Annotated in this window: 19 protein-coding genes; 12 read left to right on the forward strand and 7 right to left on the reverse strand. The window is 63.9% G+C overall.

Annotated features, from left to right (window positions below; genetic code table 11):
- Positions 1-165: 165 nt before the first annotated feature.
- The 5 genes from ACEQXV_RS11985 to ACEQXV_RS12005 all read left to right on the forward strand — a co-directional run bounded on the left by ACEQXV_RS11985 (position 166) and on the right by ACEQXV_RS12005 (position 6,504).
- A complete protein-coding gene (locus ACEQXV_RS11985; RefSeq protein ID WP_370269351.1) occupies positions 166-1,593 on the forward strand; it encodes a hypothetical protein in 1,428 nt (475 codons plus the stop codon).
- A gap of 164 nt (positions 1,594-1,757) precedes the next feature.
- A complete protein-coding gene (locus tag ACEQXV_RS11990) occupies positions 1,758-2,696 on the forward strand; it encodes a CoA transferase subunit A (protein ID WP_370269353.1) in 939 nt (312 codons plus the stop codon).
- Positions 2,693-3,460 carry a CoA-transferase gene (locus ACEQXV_RS11995; protein WP_370269355.1) on the forward strand — a complete coding sequence of 256 codons (768 nt, stop codon included), beginning with the start codon at positions 2,693-2,695 and terminating at the stop codon, positions 3,458-3,460. Before ACEQXV_RS11990 ends, ACEQXV_RS11995 begins: the two co-directional genes overlap by 4 nt.
- A gap of 43 nt (positions 3,461-3,503) precedes the next feature.
- Positions 3,504-4,475 carry a TAXI family TRAP transporter solute-binding subunit gene (locus ACEQXV_RS12000; RefSeq protein WP_372525744.1) on the forward strand — a complete coding sequence of 324 codons (972 nt, stop codon included), beginning with the start codon at positions 3,504-3,506 and terminating at the stop codon, positions 4,473-4,475.
- A gap of 85 nt (positions 4,476-4,560) precedes the next feature.
- On the forward strand, positions 4,561-6,504 hold the full coding sequence (locus ACEQXV_RS12005) for a TRAP transporter permease (RefSeq protein WP_370269358.1): 1,944 nt from the start codon (positions 4,561-4,563) through the stop codon (positions 6,502-6,504).
- 87 nt (positions 6,505-6,591) lie between these two features.
- Here the strand turns inward: ACEQXV_RS12005 and ACEQXV_RS12010 are convergent, their stop codons facing one another.
- From ACEQXV_RS12010 to ACEQXV_RS12035, 6 genes are read right to left on the reverse strand one after another with little or no spacing between them, the layout of a single operon-like run.
- Positions 6,592-6,996 carry a Zn-ribbon domain-containing OB-fold protein gene (locus ACEQXV_RS12010; RefSeq protein ID WP_370269359.1) on the reverse strand — a complete coding sequence of 135 codons (405 nt, stop codon included), beginning with the start codon at positions 6,994-6,996 and terminating at the stop codon, positions 6,592-6,594.
- Between the two features lie 4 nt (positions 6,997-7,000).
- Positions 7,001-8,173 (reverse strand): acetyl-CoA acetyltransferase, encoded by a 1,173-nt coding sequence (locus ACEQXV_RS12015; protein ID WP_370269361.1) that lies wholly within the window; start codon positions 8,171-8,173, stop codon positions 7,001-7,003.
- A gap of 48 nt (positions 8,174-8,221) precedes the next feature.
- Positions 8,222-9,364, reverse strand: a complete 1,143-nt coding sequence (locus ACEQXV_RS12020; RefSeq protein WP_370269363.1) for an acyl-CoA dehydrogenase family protein — start codon at positions 9,362-9,364, stop codon at positions 8,222-8,224.
- Positions 9,361-9,798, reverse strand: coding sequence for a MaoC/PaaZ C-terminal domain-containing protein (locus tag ACEQXV_RS12025; protein WP_370269365.1), 438 nt, complete (start codon positions 9,796-9,798; stop codon positions 9,361-9,363). The genes ACEQXV_RS12020 and ACEQXV_RS12025 overlap by 4 nt, the downstream gene beginning before the upstream one ends.
- Positions 9,799-9,857: 59 nt before the next feature.
- A complete protein-coding gene (locus ACEQXV_RS12030; RefSeq protein WP_370269366.1) occupies positions 9,858-10,529 on the reverse strand; it encodes an acetate--CoA ligase family protein in 672 nt (223 codons plus the stop codon).
- Complete coding sequence (locus ACEQXV_RS12035) at positions 10,526-11,917, reverse strand: acetate--CoA ligase family protein (protein ID WP_370269368.1); 1,392 nt, start codon at positions 11,915-11,917, stop codon at positions 10,526-10,528. The genes ACEQXV_RS12030 and ACEQXV_RS12035 overlap by 4 nt, the downstream gene beginning before the upstream one ends.
- 182 nt (positions 11,918-12,099) lie before the next feature.
- Between ACEQXV_RS12035 and ACEQXV_RS12040 the strand changes: the two genes are divergently transcribed.
- The 4 genes from ACEQXV_RS12040 to ACEQXV_RS12055 all read left to right on the forward strand — a co-directional run bounded on the left by ACEQXV_RS12040 (position 12,100) and on the right by ACEQXV_RS12055 (position 17,607).
- The gene (locus ACEQXV_RS12040; RefSeq protein ID WP_370269370.1) at positions 12,100-13,314 is read left to right on the forward strand and encodes a CaiB/BaiF CoA transferase family protein; all 1,215 of its coding nucleotides are present in this window, start codon (positions 12,100-12,102) and stop codon (positions 13,312-13,314) included.
- A gap of 31 nt (positions 13,315-13,345) precedes the next feature.
- Positions 13,346-14,512 carry an acyl-CoA dehydrogenase family protein gene (locus tag ACEQXV_RS12045; RefSeq protein WP_370269372.1) on the forward strand — a complete coding sequence of 389 codons (1,167 nt, stop codon included), beginning with the start codon at positions 13,346-13,348 and terminating at the stop codon, positions 14,510-14,512.
- 22 nt (positions 14,513-14,534) lie between these two features.
- Positions 14,535-16,661 (forward strand): acetate--CoA ligase family protein, encoded by a 2,127-nt coding sequence (locus ACEQXV_RS12050; RefSeq protein WP_370269373.1) that lies wholly within the window; start codon positions 14,535-14,537, stop codon positions 16,659-16,661.
- Between the two features lie 127 nt (positions 16,662-16,788).
- A complete protein-coding gene (locus ACEQXV_RS12055) occupies positions 16,789-17,607 on the forward strand; it encodes an IclR family transcriptional regulator (protein WP_370269374.1) in 819 nt (272 codons plus the stop codon).
- Positions 17,608-17,677: 70 nt separating this feature from the next.
- Here ACEQXV_RS12055 and ACEQXV_RS12060 read toward each other — a convergent pair whose 3' ends face one another.
- Positions 17,678-18,178 (reverse strand): hypothetical protein, encoded by a 501-nt coding sequence (locus ACEQXV_RS12060; RefSeq protein WP_370269375.1) that lies wholly within the window; start codon positions 18,176-18,178, stop codon positions 17,678-17,680.
- Between the two features lie 271 nt (positions 18,179-18,449).
- Between ACEQXV_RS12060 and dctP the strand changes: the two genes are divergently transcribed.
- The 3 genes from dctP to ACEQXV_RS12075 are packed head-to-tail and all read left to right on the forward strand — an operon-like array spanning position 18,450 to position 21,367.
- Entirely contained in the window at positions 18,450-19,493 is a 1,044-nt protein-coding gene (dctP, locus tag ACEQXV_RS12065; RefSeq protein ID WP_370269377.1) for a TRAP transporter substrate-binding protein DctP, read from the forward strand.
- Positions 19,494-19,505: 12 nt separating this feature from the next.
- On the forward strand, positions 19,506-20,075 hold the full coding sequence (locus tag ACEQXV_RS12070) for a TRAP transporter small permease (protein WP_370269378.1): 570 nt from the start codon (positions 19,506-19,508) through the stop codon (positions 20,073-20,075).
- 2 nt (positions 20,076-20,077) lie between these two features.
- Positions 20,078-21,367 (forward strand): TRAP transporter large permease, encoded by a 1,290-nt coding sequence (locus ACEQXV_RS12075; RefSeq protein ID WP_370269379.1) that lies wholly within the window; start codon positions 20,078-20,080, stop codon positions 21,365-21,367.
- Positions 21,368-21,376 lie beyond the last annotated feature (9 nt).

Consider the following 21,376-nt stretch of genomic DNA (forward strand, 5'->3'; position numbering starts at 1 on the left):
CTGTTTGCACATATGTGTTGAACGAAGCTGTCGCATTGAGATCCCCGCCCGGTTGAGGCAGGCTGGCCGCAAACCGTCATCTGAATCCCTTTGAGATCGGGCGCCGGGGCGTATCAGAAAAGCTGCGAGAAAAAGGGCCACGCGGCTTTGGAAAAGCGGGTGCAGATGTCGTCCATTGATGCTCTGAAACGGTCCGCCGTGCGCAACTCGATTGCGGCTGTCTGCCTGATGACCTGTCTTGGCGGTGGCATCTTGCAGGGTATCTTTCCCGCCAGCGGCGTGTCGCTCGCCGCCGTGCCGTTTTTCGGCGTCTATCTCGCGATCGCGTTCCGCAACATTGCCCGCGTCGGATGGGTGCTGCTTTTCTTCTCGTTCGCGATTGCCGTCCTGGCGCTGGCCGATGGTATCGACCCACATATTTTCGCCGAGGCCGCGGCGCGCGTCGTTTTCCTGTCCGCGCTGCTGACGGCTGTCGCATTCCTGCGCATCGCGGCCACACAGGACCCGGTTGTCGAGGTTGCCGGAGAATTCCTGACGTTGCAGCCGCCGACCCGGCGCTACGCCTCTCTGGGTGCTGGGGGCCACCTGTTCGGCGTGCTGCTGAACCTCGGCGGGCTGGGCGTGATGCTTGAGGTCATCATGAAAGGGCTGGAAGCCCATCGCCATGAGATGGACGATTTCGTGTTCGAGGCGCGCAAGCGCAGGATGGTGAGCGCCTGTATGCGGGGGTTTTCCTCGATCGCGTTCTGGACGCCGTTCGGGATCGCTCTCAACCTGATGATCCTCACGATTCCGGGGCTCGAATGGGCGCTACTGGCGCCGTACGGAATTGCGCTGGCCGGGGTGCTTTTCCTTCTGGGGTGGCTGTTCGACACGGTGGAATGGTGGCGCCCGCCCTCGGCGCGGGGCCGGGCCCCGGCCCTGACCGGAGTCCTTCCGGGCTGGGCCCATTGGTCGGTCGTGATCGTTGCCGGCCATGTCCTTGTGCTGGGGGGCGCCGTGGTGGCGCTGGACAGGGCGACAGAATACAGTTTCCAGACCGTCCTGATCGCCATCGTGCCGATTTATGCGCTTCTCTGGCTGGGTCTGCGAAAGGGCATCGGCAGCATTCCGGACATGTCGCGCCGGTTCGTGACGCAGGCACCGGGATTCGCGACCGAAATGAGCGTTATCGCGTCGGCGGGGTTCATCGGCCTCGTCGCGCTGGAGGTCGTTCCGGTCGAATGGATTGCCGACCATCTTGGCTGGATCGCAACGCGGCCTGTGCTGACCGTCGTGCTGTTGATCATGACGGTGTTCCTGACGGGGCTGGTGGGCGTGCACCCGATGATTTCGGTGGTCCTGCTGGCGGAAGTGGTCAACCGCATCGGCGTGGATGGTCTGTCGCCGCTCGCTCTGGGTCTTGCACTGGCCGGCGGCTGGAGCAGCATCATCTGCATGGGGCCTGCCATCACGGCCGTGGTTTATGCCTCTTCCATCGTCGGGGAACGGCCCACGACCATCGGTTTGCGCTGGAACGGACTGTTCGGTCTTGCCAGCATCATTCTCATCACGCTCATTGTCGGTGGCGGTGTCGCTGCGGGGTTGCTCTGATCTCCTGATCCCGAACCCGGCGCGGCCAATCGCACATATGTGTTCGATCCTGCCTGTCACATGCCGGAAGGTGCTGGATCGGGTGCGTTCCGGTACAGTTGTTCTGCGCAAATTCCCCGGCGATCCGCCAGGGCAACAGAAGCATCGGAGCGACCACCCGTACGATGGACGGCCAAACCAAACCCAGGCGTCGCAGCAAGGTCACGGGGCTGCGGGACGCAGCCCGCCTGGCCCGCGATGCCTTGCAGGACCGTCCGGAGCTTTGCCTTGGCGGATTGTTCAAGCAGGGCCGACCGGTCGCATTGGTGCGCGGGCTGCTGGCTGCGGGGGCAAAGGGCCTGCATGTCTATTCCTCGCCCGGCGCGGGCTATGACGTGGACCTGATGATCGCGGCAGGCGCGGTCGCGCAGATATTCATTCCCGGCGTCACGCTGGAGAACCGACTTTGCCCCAATTTCCGCCGCGCGGTCGAGGCAGGGCAGGTGACGGCCCATGCACTTGATGCGCTGACCGTGGTGGGCGGGCTGATGGCCTCGGCCCACGGTGTTCCGTTTCAGCCGATCGACGCGCTGCGCGGGTCGGACGTTCTGAAGCACAACCCGCTGATCCGCGAGATTGACTGCCCCTTCTCGGGGCGCCGTATCCATGCCGTCGGACCGATCCGGCCCCGCGTCACCTTGCTGCACGCGCAAGAGGCCGACCGCTGGGGAAACCTGCGCCATCTCAGCACGATGGTCTATGCCGATCAGCTGATGGCGCGCGCCTCGGACATGGTCATTGCCAGCGTGGACAGGATCGTGCCGGACGAGGTCGTTCTGGACGATCCGACGCGGGTCACGGTGCCGGCCCATTATGTCGATGCCGTGGTCGAGGTGCCCTACGGCGCGCACCCCACCGCGAGCTTCCCCCATTATGCGATGGACGAGGACCACATCGACGCCTACGCCGATCTGGGCGATGCCGCCCGGACCGGCGACCGCGCCGGGCTGGACGCGTATATCGCGCGCCACGTGACCGGGCCGAAGAACCAGGACGACTATATCGAGGCGGTCGGCGACGCCCAGCATTTCGCCCGGCTCGAAGCGGAGGCGCGGAGAGAATGAGTGCTGCGATTTCCCCCCTTGAGCAGATGGTCGTCGTGCTGGCCCGCGACCTGGCCGATGGCGAACTGGGGGCGGCGGGCGCTGCGGCCCTGGTGCCGATGGCGGCGATCGCTCTGGCGCGCGAACTGCATGCGCCCAACCTGACTATCGGCGGAGAGATGTTCTTCAACCCGGAGCCGGGACGGCTCTATCCCTCGATGCTGGACGACCGGGCCCTGGGCCGCTGCGAGGCCGCCGAAACCTTCATCGAGCTTTTCGGCCACAGCCATCACGGGCTGGATTTCTTCTTTCACAGCGGCTTGCAGCACGATGCCTTCGGCAACATCAACCTGCATCACGTCGGTGGTACGCTGCACGCGCCCGGGATGCGCGGGCCGGGGGCGGCCAACCTGTCCTATTGCCATACCTCCACGCGGTTCTACATCTGCCCCACGGTTCATACGGCGCGAAATTTTGTCGAGAAAGTGGATTTCATCACCATACCGGGGCACCTTTCGGGGCCCGAGGCGAAACGCGCCGCCGGCATGACCAATGAGGGGCCGCGGTTCGTGGTGACACCCCGCGCGGTTCTGGATTTCGACCCGGCGACGCTGCGGATGCGGCTGAAATCGGTCCACGCGGGCACGACCGCCGAAGAGGTGCAGCGCCACACGGGGTTCGACCTTGGAGTCTCGGGCGACGTGCCAACGACGCCGCCGCCAACAGACGACGAACTGACAATCCTGCGCGAGCGGGTCGACAAGACCGGCACTCTGCGCGCCTGAAGCGCGGATGCCGATAACTTTGAACAACCACTGGGAGGAAGAGATGTTCAAACGCATGATGACTGAAAACCGGCGGGCAATCGGTGCCGCGGCGGCCTTGAGTGCCATTCTTGTGGGCGGGGCGGTTTCGGCCAGGGATCTGACGATGGGGACCACGAGCCCGACGTCCAGCCATTTCACGATCTCGGTCGCGATGAGCAAGGCGATCGAGACCGGCATGGAAGATACCACCGTCAACGTGATCGAGACCGGCGCCAGCGTGGACAATGTCCTGCGCCTCGCACGGGACGAAATCGATCTCGGCCTTGCCACCACCGACATTCTGATCGCGGCCCGTAACGGATCGGGCAAGTTCGAAGGCAACGCCGTTCCCGACACGGTCGCGCTCTATCCCTACAGCGCGTCGGTCCTGCTGATTGCCGCAACCGAGGAGTCGGGCGTGACCTCGCTCGAGGATCTGGATGGCAAGAAGTTCAATCCGGGTATCCGGGGATCGGCCGCCGAGAACCTGACAACCACCGTGCTGTCGATGTTCGACATCAACGCCGACCTCGTGCACGGGGCCGTCGGTGACGCGGTCGAAGGCATCAAGAACCGCCAGATCATCGGCTACAGCAAATACGGGGCCGCAAACTCTGTCGATGCAACCCTGCAAGAGCTGATGACCAGCACCGAGATGCGGTTGATCGGCTTTTCCGAGGAGCAGGAGAAAGCGGCAACGGAAGCCATGGAGGGCGTCGGTTTCACGACCCTTCCCGCGGGGCTTATTCCCGGGTCCGAGGAGATGCGGGTGCCCAAGCTCAACGTCTTCTTCCTGACCCGCACCGGCGTCATGGACGACGACACCGCCTATGACATCGCCCGCAGCATCCACCAGAACATGGATCTGCTGGTCGAAGCCTGGCCGCAACTGGCGGAATACGACATCGCCGCCGATGCCGTCGCGACCATCGAGACCGGTATACCCTATCATCCGGGCGCGGCGCGGTACTGGAAAGAAGCCGCAGGCAACTGATTCCGCCCGGCGGACAGTCGCACAGCCGGTCAAACGGACCGGTCGAGCGGGGCGCCCCATGCGCCCCGCCGTCTCGGGAGGGAACATGAGACAATCATCGAGCGAAGCTTCGCCTTGGGAACGGCGCGGAGCGCAGGCACTCGGCGCGTTGTTCGCAGCATTCGTCGCACTGCATTTCTACAATGCCCTGTACGGACAGTTCGAACCGCTGGTTCAACGACCGATCTTTATCGGCTTCGGTCTGGGCGGTGCCTTTTTCCTCTACGCCGCGCGCGCGGCGCGGACCGGCGGTCGAAGCGGCCTGGAACGGGCCATCGACATCACGCTCGGGCTGCTGGCCTTTGGCGTCTGCCTCTACGTGATCCTCAACCGGGATCGCTTTTCCGACATCATGGTGCAGTACGGCCCGCTCGACAAGGCGGCTGGTCTGCTGGCCGTCCTGCTGACGCTCGAAGCGGCCCGCCGGGTGATCGGCTGGTTCCTGCCCTTGCTGGCGCTGATCACCGTTCTTTATTATTACTTCGGGTATGATCTGATTGACGGCGGCTGGCGCCCGCCGCGGGTTTCGGCGCGCACGGCGGTCGAGACCTTCTACAGTTCGACCACCGGCATCTTCGGCTATCTCGCGGATGTGGGCGCGCGGGTCATCACGATCTATGTGCTTCTGGGGGCATTGCTGCTGTCCACCGGGGCGACCGACGTGTTCATGAAAATGGCCACATGGATCGCCGGACGCACCTTCGGCGGCCCCGCCAAGGTCTGCGCCCTGTCCTCGGCGATGTTCGGGACGGTGACCGGATCGGCGGTGGCCAATGTCATGGCGACAGGCTCGATCACCATCCCCACGATGAAGCGGCTGCGCTATCCGCCGGCCTTTGCCGGCGCGGTCGAGGCGGTCGCCTCCTCCGCCGGTCAGCTGACGCCGCCGGTGATGGGGGCGGGGGCGTTCATCATGGCCGAGTTCCTGAACATTCCCTACACCGAAATCGCGGTCGCTGCGATCGGTCCTGCGTTTCTCTATTACCTCGCGATATGGCTCGGGGTGGACCTCTATGCGCGCAAGACAGGCCTTCAGCCCACCCCGAAGAGCGAAATGCCGAAACCGGCGGATTTCCTGGCGCCCGACAAGGCGATCCCGCTGTTTCTTCCCATCGGGACGGTGATCTATTTCTTGTTTCAAGGCTATACACCGAGCTTTGCGGGTGCGGCGTCGATCATCGTTCTGATCCTGACCTGCGCGGTCGTGCGCCCCTTTTCCCAGGAGGCCCGGGCGCAGGGGCTGCGGGCCTGTTGGGCCGGGCTGGCCCGGGACGTTTACGAAGGGATGGTCGAAGCCGGCCGCGCGCTGGTGATGATCGCCGCGCTGCTGGCCTGTGCCGCGATCGTGGTGAAGGTCCTGACGGCGACAGGCGCGGGGGTGAAGATCTCGAACCTGCTGTTTTCGGTGTCCGATCAGGGCCTGATCGTCGCCTTGCTGCTGGCGGCGGTGCTGTCGATCGTGCTGGGCATGGATGTTCCGACCACCGCGTCCTACGTGCTGGCGGCGGCGGTTGCCGCGCCCAGCCTCGTGCGGCTTGGCCTGCCGGAAATGACCGCCCATCTCTTCGTCTTCTACTACGCGATCCTGTCGGCCATCACGCCACCGGTCTGCGCCAGCGTCTATGCCGCCGCCGCGCTGGCCGGAGCCAACTTCTGGAAGGTGGCGGGCCGCGCGCTGGTGCTTGCCGGTGCGGTCTATGTGGTGCCGTTCCTGTTCGTGTTCAGGCCGGGTATCCTGGCGCAGGGCGGGTCCGGTCAGATCGTTCTGGATCTGGGCGTGGCCAGTGCCGCGGTCTTCGCCGTCAGCGTCGGGTTGAGCGGTTACCTCCGGGGAACGCTGTCCCTGCCGGGGCGGGGGATGTTTCTGGCGACGGCAACCTTGCTGTTCTATGCTGCGCCGTTGGCCGACATTATCGGCGGGCTGGTGCTGATTGCGTTGGTGGCATGGCGGTTCTTTCGCGGAGAGCGGCAGACCCTCGGCACCGGTTGACGCCGATGCAACTTCAAAAAAGGAGCCGCCGCAGAACACCTGCGGCGGCCCTATTACGGTTGGTTGCGCGGACCTGTGCGCGCTGTCTCAGGTCATCCTGAAGTAGGGAAAGGTGATCTCGTCGGTCGCTTTCACGAAGGTCACTTCGACCCTGGCCCCGATACGCACGGATTCGGGATCGTCGGTCTGGATCCGGCTCATCATCCGCGGGCCTTCTTCCAGTTCGATCAGCGCAACGACGTAAGGCACGTCGTCGGCAAAGGCCGGGCCTGCCGGGCGGCGGGCGATGGTGAAGGTATGCACCTCGCCGCGCCCGCTGACCGTGTCGAATTTCAGGTTGTCGGAATGGCAGTGCGGGCAGATCGCCCGCGGATAGAAGTGATGCCTGCCGCAATCGCCGCAAAGCGGGATGTCGAGGCGGCCCTCGTGCGCGGCCGCCCAATAGGGGGCGCTGTCGTGGTCGATCACCGGAAGCGGTTTTTCAGTGCTCATCGACTCAGTCCTTCTGCAAAATCACGGTCGCGCCGGAGGACAGCGTGCCCCCCGTGCCATGCACCAGCGCGGTCTCGGCCCCCGCGACCTGCCGGATGCCGCAGACGCCCCGCAACTGGCGGGTGGCCTCGATCAGCAGGAATATCCCGTACATGCCCGGATGCAGCGCCGAAAGACCGCCGCCATTGGTGTTCATCGGAAAGGCGCCGCCGGGTGCCGTGCGCTGGCCGGAGACGAAATCGCCACCTTCGCCGATCTTGCAGAAACCCAGCGCCTCCAGCGTCAGCAGGACGGTGATGGTGAAACTGTCATAGACCTCGACCACGTCGATATCGGAATGGCTCACCCCGGCCATTTTCATCGCCGTTTCGCCGGCCTTCTGCGCGGGCAGCAGGCGGGCGAGGTCCGGCATCTCTCCGATGGCCCAATGGGTGTGCGCCTCGCCATAGCCCCTGACCGCGACGGGTTCGGTCCCGAGGTCCCTGGCGCGTTCGGCGGTGGTCATCACGATGGCACCCGCGCCGTCGGTGACAAGGCAGCAATCAAGCAGGTGCAGCGGTTCCGAGATCATCGTGCTGGACAGGACATCGTCGACCGACAGCGGATCGCGCCGCGTCGCGGCGGGGTTCAGCTGCGCCCATTTCCGGGTGGCGACGGCGATCTCGGCCAGGTTCTCGGAGGTGGTGCCGTATTCGTGCATGTGACGCTGCGCCGCCATCGCGTAGCCGCCCACCGGCGTCGGCATCCCGTAAGGCGTTTCGTGCTGCATCGACAGGACCGAGGGGCGCCCCCCCAGATTGCGGCTGCGCAGCGATTTCTGGTCGGAGCTGTAGACGATCAGGGCAACCTCGCAATAGCCCTCGCGCAGCGCCATCGCGGCATGGGCGACATGCGCCTCGAAGGCCGAGCCGCCGATATTGGTGCCATCGACATAGGTTGGCATGATGCCGAGATATTCGCCCAGCGTCACCGTCGCAAGCTGCCCCGGCCCCGGTACGCCCCACATGCCGGCGGTCAGAAGACCGTCCACATCGTCCAGCGTCAGGCCGGCTTCCTCGACGGCGGCTTTCGCCACCAGGGCGGCATGGCCCAGAACCGAAGCCTTGGTGACGAATTTCCCGTCCTCGATTGGCGCGTCGGCAAGGCCGACGATCACCGGATCGCGTCCGTTCTTCATGGGTTCTTTCCCTTTGTTGTCCGGTCGTGCCCCAAGGCGGTCCCGATGTCAGTTCGGGCGCATGGTCTTGGCGATGAGGGTGCGCTGTATCTGCGATGTCCCGCCACCGATGGTGCTTTGCATTCCCTCGCGGAAATACCGTTCCATATCCGCCTCGGGCAGCATGGAATGACCGCCGAGGATCTGCATGCCGTTGCGGGTGACGGTTTGCAGCGTCTCGGAGGCAAAGAGTTTCGCCATCGAGACTTCGCGCGTGCAGGGCGTCTTGGCCGCGGCCAGGCTGGCGGCGCGATAGACCAGCAGCCGCGCGGCATCGACCTGGGTCTGCATGTCGGCCAGCATGTGGCGGATCACCTGAAAGTCGAAGATCGGCTTGTCGAACTGGATCCGTTCATGCGCGTAGCGCAGGGCATCGTCCACCGCCGTCTGGGCATTGCCGACATAGGCGGCGGCCACCGCGACACGTTCCAGTTCCAGATGATCGGTGATGATCTTCCAGCCCTCGTTTTCGGTGCCCAGCAGCGCATCGGCGGGCAGTTTCACGTCATCCACGAAAATCTCGGTGGTGCCTGTTGCGCGCCGCGCCAGGGTCGGCAGTTTGCGGATATCCAGACCCTCGGTATCGTTGGGGATCAGGAAGACCGACAACCCCTTGTGCTTGGGCGCGTCCGGATCGGTGCGGGTCAGCATGGCGAGGATCGCATTGTCGGCCGTCGCGCCCGAGCACCACAGCTTCTGCCCCTTGACGACCCAGCCGTTACCGTCGCGCCGCGCGCGGGTCTTGGTCGAGGCCGCATCCGACCCGGCGCCGGGTTCGGAAATCGAGATCGAGAAGCGGATATCGCCATCGAGGAACGGCTGGATATAGCGCTCTTTCTGTTCGGGCGTGCCGAATTTCTCGATATTCATCGCGGTGAATGTGGCGACCATCAGACCGGTGGAGAAATCGAAACCGTATTTCGCCAGCCCCTCGCACATCAGCGCATAGTCCATGATGTCGCCGCCCAGCCCGCCGCTTTCCTCGGAAAACAGGATGCCGAGCCAGCCCTGCCTGGCGACCTTTTCATAGGCCTCGTAGGGATATTCGCGCTCACGGTCGCATTTGCGGATGTAGTCGCGACCGATCTCCTCGTCGATGAAACGCGCGACGGTCGCACGCCACATCTCCTGCTCGGGACTGAGAAAGTTCATGCTCTCTCTCCTTGTGCGGTGCCGTGCGCGGCCCGGATCTTGGGCGGTTCTCCGGGGCGATCGAGTCGGGTCTTTCGGATCAGCAGGCTGAACGCGCAGCGCATCACCGTTTCGTCGCGTTGGTTGATGCCTTCCAGCTTGCTGGTCACGACACCGTGCTTTTCGTCATGATCCTTCAGATCGACGATTTCCACGCGGGCCCAGAGGGTATCGTTGATGAAGGTCGGTCGCAGAAAGCGCAGACCGTCGCAGCCGTAAAAGGCGGCGAGAACGGTACTGTCGAAGGGGATCATCGCGTTGACGATGGAAAACACGAGGCTGCCCTGAACGAGGCGCTGACCGTAGATCGCCTCCTTGGCATGCTCGATGTTGGAATGCAGCTCAAGCCAGTTCCCGGTCAGCATGCAGAAATTGACGACATCTGTTTCCGTCATCGTCCGTCCGCTGGATACGCCGGTCTGGCCCAGTGACAACTCTCCGAAAGGGTGACGTATCACGTGATATTCTCCTGTTCGTCCGCCTTGGGCGCCAACACGATCAAGGCATCGGCAGCGACCAATCCTTTCCCGTCCGCCCGAACCATCACAGGGTTGATTTCGATTTCCGAGATCAGATCGGCGTTTTCGGCGAAGAAAACAGATATGCGTGAAATCAGGTCCGCCAGGGCCCCCCGGTCGGCGGGTTTCGCGCCGCGCAGCCCCGCCAGCAACCTGGCGCCCGGGCCCGAATCCACCATCGTCTCGGCGGTTTGCGGCCCCGCGGGCGCGAGCCGGATCTCGGCTGCGTCGATCAGTTCCACCAGGATGCCGCCGGGACCGGCCAGCACGATCGGGCCAAAGGTGTCGTCGCGTTTGCAGCCGATGATCCATTCGGCCACCGAGTCTTCTTCCATTTCCTCGATCAGCGCCGTGCCGCCCGCAAAACGCTCCGCCATTTCGGCGGCGGCCCGTTTCGCCTCTTCGGGGGAAAGACCCAGTCGGACGAGACCATGATCGGACTTGTGCGGATAATCGTCGTGACACAGCTTGGCGACACAGCGCCCTTCGACGGGGTCGCGTTTCGGCACCGGTACGCCGATCCGTTGCAGCAGGTCCTTCGCGTCGGCCTCATGGACCACTTTGCGCCCGGCCCGCTGCCAGTCTTCCAGTGTTTCCCTCGGGGTCATGCCACTTCTCCCGTCGTGGCCGCCAGCGCCGCAAGGCCCGACGCCGCCCGCGCGGGCGAATCATACACCGGAACCGCCCGTTCGCGCAGCGCCTCGCCCGAGGCATTGCTGCGCGCCGCGCCGGTCCAGACGATCAGAATCGGCTTGCCGGTGCTGTCGAACGCCTCGGCCAGGGCTTCGATGAACTGCTGATCCGGCACAAATGTGATAATCGCGATGGCGATATCCACGCCCGGATCATCGGCAACGGCCTCCAGGCAGCGGCCGACATAGGTGGGATTCGCCAGAACGACGCCGGTCAGATCGACCGGATTCGAGACCGAGCCGTAGAACGGCACATAGCGCGACAGCGCGGTCTGCGTCGCCTCGGCCAGGACCGGAACCTCGAAGCCGGCGCTTTCAGCGAGGTCGGTCATCTCGACGCCGAGTCCGCCGGTGACAGAGATAATGCCGACCCGGTTGCCGGCAGGCCGCCGCCCCGCGGCGAGGGCCGTGACGGCATCGACGGCGGCCACGGATTCCCGCGCGCGGATAACCCCGGTTTCACGAAACACCGCGCTGATCACCCGGTCGTCCCCGGCCATCGCGCCGGTATGCGACTGGACCGCGCGCGATCCGGCGCGGCTTCGCCCGCCCTTGACCGCAACGACATGCTTTCCGTCCTGCGTCAGCCGCCGGGCCACCTCGGCGAACCGTCGCCCGTCGCGCAGTTCCTCGACGTAGCACAGCACCACGCGGGTCTCAGGGTCGTTGCCCAGATATTCAAGCAGATCCGCCGCGGTCAGATCGGTTTCGTTGCCGCTGGAGACGATGGCATTGATCCCCACGCCGCGTTCGCCCAGACGCAACGCCATAAGGCCGCCAAGCGCGCCGGACTGGGAAATCATGGCCACGGGGCCGGGCCTGAGACCGTTGAACATCGGGCTGAAGGTCAGTTGCAGGTCCGTTGCGGGGCGCACCACGCCCTCGCAGTTCGGCCCGACCAGGCGAAAGGACGCGTCCTGCATGATCCGGCGCAGCCGCATCTCGTTCTCATGCCCGTCTTCGCCGGCTTCCGAAAACCCGGAGGTCACCCCGACCACCACTTTCACATCGAGCCGGGTGCAGGTTTCCAACGCATCGAGAGCGATGCCGACCGGGGTCGCCAGAACGACCACGTCGATCGGACCGTCGATCTCTTCCAGGCTGCGCACAGCCGCAAGCCCCTCGATCTCGCCGCCCGAAGGGTTTACCGGGATGATCTTGCCGCGATAGCCGTTGCTCTTCAGCAGGGCCAACACGGCCTGCCCGAGCTTGCCCTTGGTGCGGGACGCCCCAACCACCGCGATGGTGTTGGGATCGAACAGACCGTCCAGTGCCTCGGCAACCGAACGTCGGCGTTCAGCCATTCGATTCGTGTTTGGTTCAGCCATTTCTTCCTCCGTCAAGTGAAAAGTCATGCGTCCGTTTCGGGGATCTAACGGGCGTTCGATTGTTCTCGCAATGGATTTCGGTTCCGGGGAGACTAGGGGCGCTGGACCCGGCGATCGGGGCTTGACGACCGAGAAATGAACATCCGGGAGAAGACCGAGTGACGATAGAAGACGGGCCGCTGAGCGATCTCAGGGTGATTGAAATGGGGCATGTGATCGCCGCGCCGATGTGCGGCGCTCTGCTCTCGGATTTCGGCGCTGACGTGATCAAGATCGAACGGCCGGGGCAGGGCGACATGCTGCGGGCTCTGAGCGCGCGCACAAAGGATGGTGTGGGTGCCTGGTGGAAGACCCTGGCGCGAAACAAGCGACTGGTGGCGCTGGACTGGAAGACCGACGAGGGCCGAGAGGTTCTGCGCCGCCTGGTCGAAAACGCGCAGGTTCTGATCGAGAACTTTCGCCCCGGCGTGCTTGAAAGGGCGGGATTGGCGCCAGAGGTCCTGCATGAATGGAACCCGGATCTGGTGATCGTGCGGATCTCGGGCTATGGCCAGACCGGGCCGCGGTCCTCCTGGCCGGGTTTCGGTCGGGCCGGCGAGGCCATGAGCGGGCTGGCCCACATGACCGGCTTCGCCGACAACGCCCCGATGCACCCCGGCTTTCCCGCCGCGGATTCGACCACCGGCCTGATGGCCGCCTACGGCGCGATGATGGCGCTTCATGCGGTGCAGAACGGCAGCGCCCGGGGCCAGGTGGTCGATCTGGCGATATTCGAGCCGCTCTTGCGGTTGATCGACTACCACGTCCCGACCCGCACCGGCGCGGGACTGCCGGTCGATCGAAACGGACTTCAGTCACCCAATTCCTACGCTCCGGCGGGGGTGTTTCGCGCCCGGGACGGCAAGTGGGTCACAATCAGCGCAGGCAGTGCGGCGACCGGGCGGCGTCTTCTGGAGGCCGCGGGCGGAAAGGAATGGGCGGATCAGCCGCAATTCCAAAGTCTGGAGGGCTTTGCGGAACATATGGACGAGATCGTGGACCGGCTCGGGGCATTCGTGGCCCAGCATGACGCGCAGAAGGCGATCGACATCTTCCAGGCCCACGATGCCGTGGCGGCGATGGTCTATGACGTCGATGACATCCTGGCCGATCCGCAGATCGCGGCGCGGGGCGACATCGTCGGGGTCGAGGGCGACGACACCAAGGTCGTCGGCCCCGTGCCGAAGCTGGACAAGACGCCGGGCCGGCTGCGCTGGCTCGGGCGCAGCGAACTGGGGGCCGACAGCCGCGCGGTGCTGGAAGAGCTCGGATACGACGCCGGGCAGATCGACGCGCTTGCCGACACTGGCATCATCGCCGGACCGGACCGCTGAGCCCGGGTCTGCGAGAATTGAGGAGGACACCATGACCTATCAGATGACATCCGATCAGCAGGGAATCCGCGATGCGGTTCTGCGGATTTGCGAGGAGTTCGACGACGAATTCTGGCTCAACCGGGATCGCGAAGGCGGCTTCCCGCACGAATTGCACCAGAAGCTGGCCCGCGATGGCTGGCTGGGCATTGCCATCCCCGAAGAATACGGCGGCGCCGGTCTTGGCATTGTCGATGCTGCGATCATGATGCAGGCGATTGCGGAATCCGGCGGCGGCAACAGCGCCGCATCGGCGATCCACATGAACATCTTCGGCCTGAATCCGGTCGTCAAGTTCGGCACCGAGGACCAGAAGAAGACCTATCTTCCGCCGCTCGTGGCCGGTGAGCAAAAGGCCTGTTTCGGTGTCACCGAACCGACGACCGGCCTCGACACGACCAAGCTGAAAACCCGCGCCGTGCGGCAGGGTGACCGCTATGTCGTGCACGGCCAGAAGGTCTGGATTTCGACCGCCCAGGTTGCCGACAAGATCCTGCTTCTGGCGCGCACCACTCCGCTGGAGGAGGTCAGGAAACCGACCGAAGGCCTGAGCCTGTTCTACACCGATCTCGACCGGACGTTCGTCACCGTGCGCGAGATCGAGAAGATGGGCCGCAAATGCGTCGATTCGAACGAGTTGTTCATCGACGGGCTGCCGATTCCTGCCGAGGATCTGATCGGCGAGGAAGGCCAGGGCTTCCGCCAGATCCTGCACGGGCTGAATCCCGAAAGGGTGCTTGTGGCCGCCGAAGCGGTGGGCATCGGGCGCAACGCGCTTCGGCGCGCCGCGGATTATGCCAACGAGCGTGTCGTCTTTGGCAGGCCGATCGGCCAGAATCAGGGGGTGCAGCACCCGCTGGCCGCCTGCTGGGCGGAACTGGAAGCCGCCAATCTCATGGCGATGAACGCCGGCGCGCTTTACGATGCCGGCAAGCCTTGTGGCAACGAAGCCAATGCAGGCAAATACCTGGCCGCCGAAGCGGCGGTGAAGGCGACGCAGACCGCGCAGCTGACCTTCGGCGGTTTCGGTTATGCCAAGGAATACCATGTCGAGCGGCTTGTACGGGAAGCCATCCTGTTCCGCATCGCGCCGGTCACGCCACAACTGGTGTTGTCGTTCATCGCGGAACATGCGCTCGGCCTGCCGAAATCCTACTAATAAGAATATCAAGGGAAGACCCATGCGAATTGACGGAATGGATGCCATTTTCGCCCCTCGGTCTGTTGCCGTGATCGGCGCGTCGAGCGACCCCAAGCGCATCGGCGGACGGCCGGTGGATTTTCTCATACGTCACGGGTTCGAGGGCACGATCCTGCCGATCAATCCGAGGTCGTCCGAGGTTCAGGGTCTGACGGCCTATCCGTCGATCACCGAGGCGCCGACGACCCCGGATCTGGCGGTGATCGCGCTGCCCGCGCCGTTGGCAGTTCAGGCGGTCGCGGATTGCGCGGCGCGTGGTGTGCGGGGCGCGGTGATCTTCAGTTCGGGGTTCTCCGAGGTCGATGACGAAGGTGCCGCACTTCAGGCGCGCATGGTCGACATCGCGCGCGAGGGCGGTATGCGGCTGGTCGGGCCGAACTGCCTTGGCATCGCCAACGTCCGCCACAACCTTTACGCGACCTTTACGCCGGGCGTCGAAAAGCACCTGCCCAAACCCGGCGGCGTGTCGATCGTCAGCCAGAGCGGCGCTTTCGGGTCGTATTGCATGACGCTGGTCAGGATGCGCGGCCTGGGGGTCAACCTCTGGGCGACGACGGGCAATTCCTGCGATGTCGATTTTGCCGATGCCGTGGCCTATTGCGCGCAGGATGACGAGACCCGCGTGATCATGGGATACCTTGAAGGCGCGACCGACCGCGACAGGCTGGTCGAGGCGCTGGAACTGGCGCGCGCCCGGGAAAAGCCGGTGGTCATGATGAAGGTCGGACGCAGCGCCGTCGGTGCCGAGGCCGCGCAATCGCACACCGCTTCGCTGGCGGGGTCCGACGCGGTCTATGACGCGGCCTTCCGGCAATACGGCGTCTACCGGGCGCAATCGGTCGATGAAATGTTCGATGTGACCTATGCCTGCGCGGAATCGGCGTCGATGATGCAGGGCGACCGGCTGGGCCTCGTGACGGTGTCGGGCGGCGTCGGAGTGCTGATGGCCGACGAAGCCGAGAGACTGAAACTGGACGTGCCCGCACTTCCCGATCATGCGCAGAAGAAACTGAAAGCGGTGCTGCCCTTCGCCGGGGTCCGCAACCCGGTCGACGTGACGGCGCAGCTGGTAAACCAGATCGACCTGCTGGAAACCAACATGGATGTGTTGTTTGGCGACGGCGACATCGACGGAGCCATCATCTTCATGTCCACGGTCGGTCTGGTCGCCGACCTGAACGAAGCCATCCGGACCGGGCTGGAGCGCATCCGCGAGAAGTATCCCGGTCGACCCATGCTGTTCTGTTCGTTGACCGAACCCGAAGGCCGTGCCGCATACGAAAGATCGGGGTTCATCGTGTTCGAGGAACCGACCCGCGCGGTCCGCGCGATGGCCGCATTGCGCTATTTCGCCCGTTCCTTCGCGCGCGCCGGTGAAGCCGACCCGATACCCGAACTCACTGACCTGTCACCGCTGCCGGACGGGATGATAAACGAGATCGAGGCCAAGGCGCTGCTGGCCGAGGCCGGCATTGCGATCGTGCGCGAGACTTTGGCCAGGACGCCGGAAGCGGCAGCCGAGGCGGCGCGGGAGATGGGCTTTCCGGTCGTGCTCAAGATCGCTTCGCCCGACATCCTGCACAAATCCGATATCGGCGGCGTGGCGCTGAATCTGCGCTCGGTCGAAGATGTCCGGTCCGCCGGGGCGCGAATCCTGGAACTGGCGTCCGAAAAGGCACCCGATGCGCGGATCGACGGGCTGGTCGTGGCGGAACAGGCAGCACCGGGACTGGAGGCCATACTCGGCGTGACCCGGGATCCCGCGTTCGGCCCGGTGGTCATGTTCGGTCTGGGCGGGGTGCTGGTCGAGGCCCTGGGAGACGTGTCCTTCCGGGTCGCGCCTTTCGGGCCCGCCGAAGCGCGCCGCATGATCGACGAAATCCACGGTCGAAAGCTGCTGGACGCCTTCCGGGGCGCGCCCGAACGCGATATCGGCGCGCTCGCCGACGCGCTGGCGCGCCTGTCGGCCTTTGCCGCCCATCACGGGGCCGCGCTTGAGACGATTGATGTCAACCCGATGATCGTCGGAGCCGATGGCCAGGGCGCCGTGGCCGCCGACTGTGTCGTCATTCCAACCGGCAGGGAGGCCACTGACAACCGAGCCTGACATCTTCCCGATCCCCTGGCAGCAAGCGACGGACTGTCCGCGGTTTTCTAACAGTTGACAGAAAATACATACGCGGCCAATCTACTTTCTGAATACTGTTCATATAATAGTATGCTGGGAGGGGATTATGGAAGCTGCGCATCAGACGCCGGTGAAGACCGGCGGGGGTCACATCGTGAAATCAGTTGCCCGAACCTGTGAAACGTTGGTGTATTTCGACGAGATGCGTCGACCGCTTTCGGTAGTGGAAGTATCCAGGAAACTTGGGTATCCGCAATCGAGTACCTCGGCGCTGTTGAAGAGTATGGTCAGCCTCGGCTTCCTGACGCACGATGCCCGAAACAAGAACTACTTCCCCACGGAACGGGTCCCGCTTTTGGGCTCTTGGATGAACCCGGATCTGTTCGGCGAAGGCATCATCCAGCGGCTGCTCAAGGCGATTGCGCAACGGACCCAGCATGTCGTTGTCCTGGGAACAAAGAACGGCGACGAAGCCGAGTATGTGCAGGTAATCCGTCCGAAGAAGTCGCCGATTCACCACATTTCCCTCGGCACGCGACGTCCGCTGGGGAATTCGGGGGTGGGACGGGTTCTGATGAGCCGCTTCAGCGATGAAGAAGTGTGTCGCCTGTTACGAAAGATCAATGCCTATCGTGCGCCCGACGAACCGGCGGTGGACGTGAAGGCTTTCGTCGCCTCGTTGGCCGAGACGCGTGCCAAGGGATACTATCGTTCGACCGATCAAGTCGTCAAAGGTGCCGGGTTGATCTCGATGCCCTTTCCCAGCCACCAGAGTTCCCGCCTGTTTGCCGTTGGGGTTGGTGCTCCGACGGATGTCATCCTGCGGTCCGAGAACGAAATTGTCAGGATCATGCGTGAAGAGATTCTTCAGAACTTGGGAAAGAAAGGTCATGACCACAGGTCTGTTGAACATCGGAGTTCTTGACCGCCGTAAGTCCTGGGTCACCCCAGGATCCGGGGCGGAGATTTCCCGGATCCGATAGTCGGAGTCCTGTTCAGGTTCGCGCGTCGCCAAATGCCTGATCGACCGGCTTGCGAGAGAATTTGCCTGCCAAGAAGGGCCTGCGGGCCGCTATGCGCGCCATCGCCATTCGCGCATCATAAACTGTCAATTCAGCAGCTGCCTCGTCCCCAACGCTTCTCCGAAGACTATCATCCAGCCATTCGACCGTCGTGCCTATATCACGCCAGGCATGATAGCTGTCCGTTTCGTCGCGGCGCCGCAGGTAGTCTTGCGGCCCTTCGCAGTTTTTTGATGGATGCCCCGAACCGTCACTGCAAACAGGGTGGAGTTTCAGTGCGGGCTGGGCCACGACGATGTGTTCGGCGGCGCAATGATGACCAACGCGTTCGCCGCACGGCTGCACTTTCCCGGGTTTCCGGGCATCGTCGTCGCGCAGCTCCTGCCATAGCGGACCACGGCACGGGGGCAGGTGCCGTTCGACACGCTCGACATTCCGAATGCGCCGGTCAGCGGGGAGTTGATACTCTACCACGTTACCGAAACAGCGCTGGGATGCGCAGGTCCACCGGACCGGCGATCGACGTGCGGACGCAACCGCGGCCTTCGTTCGCGCAATCGCATATATGTGCGATCTGGTGGCGGGATCGGGGTGGGCGGCGCTTCCGCATTGACCGGGCCGCGTGCCGGGTGATTGCATCGGACGAGGAAGGCTAACCAACGGACGGGTCCATGAGGCACCCGCCGAAGCAAGGGAGGCGGCCGGGCTCGGGAAGCGTCGGCCGACGCAGGGAGGAAGAATTATAATGACTGTATTGAACGGACTGGATCGTCTTGCCGCAGGCGCGGCGCTGATAATCGCAGGCGCGCTGGCGCCGCAGGTGGCCTTGGCCGAGACAACCCTCAAGGTGGCGGACACCTTTCCGCCGGGCCACTACATCGTCGAGACCGGCACCAAATACTGGATGGAGCGGGTGACCGAACTGACCGACGGCGAGGTCCAGTTCCAGTATTTCGGCGCAGGGCAGATGGGCTCGCTTCGCGACATGTTCTCGTTGGTGCAGTCGGGCGTGGTGGACATAGGCTATGTCCCACCGGCCTATAACGGGGGCACGATGCCGCTGGCCGGTGTGCACACGCTGCCGGGGCTGTTCTCGCAAAGTACGGTCGGCACACCGGCATTCTACGATACGGTGACCTCGGGGCCGATCCTGGAGAACGATTTTCTGAAAAACGGGATGCGTCCGCTCTGGGGCGTAATGACCTCCACCTACAATCTCTTTACCCGTGGCAAGGAGATCGACGGCCTGGAGGATATCGATGGGCTCAAGCTGAAGATCATTGCCGGTAACATGTCGGAATCTGTCAAGGCCCTGGGCGGCGCTCCGGTGGATATTCCCAGCCCCGAAACCTATCAGGCGATCCGGACCGGCACGGTTGACGGCGCGATCTTCCCGACCACGAGCATCTATTCCTACAAGCTCGAAGAGGTGATCGACACCGCTGTGCTTGGGCTGGATATCTTCGTGTACTGGGCACCTTACGTGATCCGCGACGAGGTCTGGCAAGGGCTTGCGCCCGAGCATCAGGAGGCGATGAAGCAGGCGGCGCAGGAGGCGATGCAGCGCGTCGCCGAGGAAACCGACCGATCGGCCGCCGAACTCGAAGACAAGATGCGCGAAAGCGGCATCGAGGTCATCGTTCTTGACGAAGCGCAGCGCGAACAGGTCAGAACGGCCACGGCGCCGGTCTTCGATGCCTGGGTTTCGGACCTGGAAGAGCGCGGCATGCCCGGCGGCGAGGTGCTGGAGGCTTTTCGTTCAAATATCGAAAAGCACCAGAAGCAGTAAAGGGGCCCGACCGTGCATCCGCATGATCTTGATCCCGAAGAGGACGCCGTGCCGCCGCCCAAGGCTGGATTGCACGGCCCTCTTGGCCGCACAATGGACCGGGTTGACACCTGGGCGAACTGGCTGTCGCGCGCGGCGATGATCATCATGCTGGTGCTGATCCTTATCCAGATCTTCACCCGCTATGTCCTGAACGACCCGATCGAGGGCGTCATAGGGGCCACCGAACTCTATCTGATGCCCATCATCGTGTTCGGAAGCCTGAGCTACCTTGAGATGCACGACGGCCATGTGCGGGTGGGGATCCTGTTCGAGGCGCTGCCAGCCAGGCTGCGCGCCGGTCTCGACGTGGTTCTGCGTCTGCTGGCGGCCGCGTTTTTCGCGCTGGTGTGCTACGGTGCCTCGCGTGAGGCGCTCAAGGCGTGGGACTTCGGGTATCGCACGTCGGGCGACATCGACGCGCCGCTCGTCACCGCCCTCGTGATTGCGCCAATCGGCTGCCTGCTGATTGTCCTGCGGCTTCTGGTGAACTTGGCGGGCGACGTGCAGCGGCTCCGCGACCCCAAGGATCGGGCGGTCTGAGCATGGAATATCTCGCACCCGTGTCCTTCCTGCTGGCGGGGCTTCTCGTCGTCGGGATGCCGATTGGCTTCGCTATGGGCATCGCCGGCACTGTGGGGCTTTACCTGATCGGCGGGCTCAACCTTGCGCTCGGGATCCTGTCGGTCGCCCCCTATCGCAACACAGCCTCCTGGTTGCTGACCGCCATTCCCCTGTTCATTCTGATGGCCGAGATCCTGTCGGCCAGCCGGATCTCGTCGGACATGTTCCGCGCCGCCAACAAGTGGGTCGGGCATCTGCCAGGCGGGCTGGCTGTGGCCACGGTGTTCACCAGCGCAGGTTTCGGTGCGGTGTCTGGCTCGTCGACCGCCGCCACCGCGACAATGGCCCGCACCGTCGCGCCGGAGGCCAAAAAATACGGTTATGACCGTGGTATGATCGTGGGCACGGTGGCGGCAGCCGGCACGCTGTCGATCATGATCCCGCCGTCGGTGGTGCTCATGGTCTACGGCATTATCACCGAAACCTCTATCGGCGGGCTCTTCATCGCCGGCATCGTACCCGGACTGATCACCGCGCTGTCCTTTGCCGGCATCACCATGGCCTGGGCGGCGCTGAACCCCAAACTTGCGCCGCCGGTGCAAAGCCACAGCTGGCGAGAGCGCATCCTGTCGCTGCGTGAGCTTTGGCCGGTGATCTTGCTGTTCGTGTTTGTGGTCGCCGGAATCTATTCCGGCGCCGTCACCGTCACCGAAGCTGCGGCGGCAGGCTGTCTCGGCGCGATCCTGATCGCCGCCGTGATGCTGCGGCGCATGGGCTGGCGCGACTTCATGAACGCGCTTGAACGCACCACCCGCCCCACGGCAATGATCTTTACCATCATCATCGGGGCCCATATCTTCGGCTATTTCGTTACCCTCACGATGGCACCGCAGGCGCTGGTTTCCTACGTGCAGGGGCTGGAGATCAGTCCGGGAATGGTGATCCTCATCCTGATCGTGATCTACGTGCTTCTGGGCTGCGTTATGGATCAGCTGGCGATCCTGATCCTGACCATGCCGATCGTCTTTCCGATGGTCATGGAACTCGGCTACTCGCCGATCTGGTTTGGCATCCTCATCACCAAGACCGTCGAGATCGGGCTGATCACGCCGCCCATCGGGATGAACGTCTTCGTCGCCAGCTCGATCACCGGGGTGCCGCTCAAACGGGTCTTTGTGGGTGTGTTGCCCTTCGTTCTGGCAGAGTTCGCGGTTCTGGCGCTGATCGCCTTCTTCCCGGAAATCGTCACCGCGTTCTCGGGTGAATACTAGGCAATAAAA

It is taken from the genome of Nioella sp. (genome assembly GCF_964229645.1).
Taxonomy (GTDB): Bacteria; Pseudomonadota; Alphaproteobacteria; order Rhodobacterales; family Rhodobacteraceae; genus Nioella.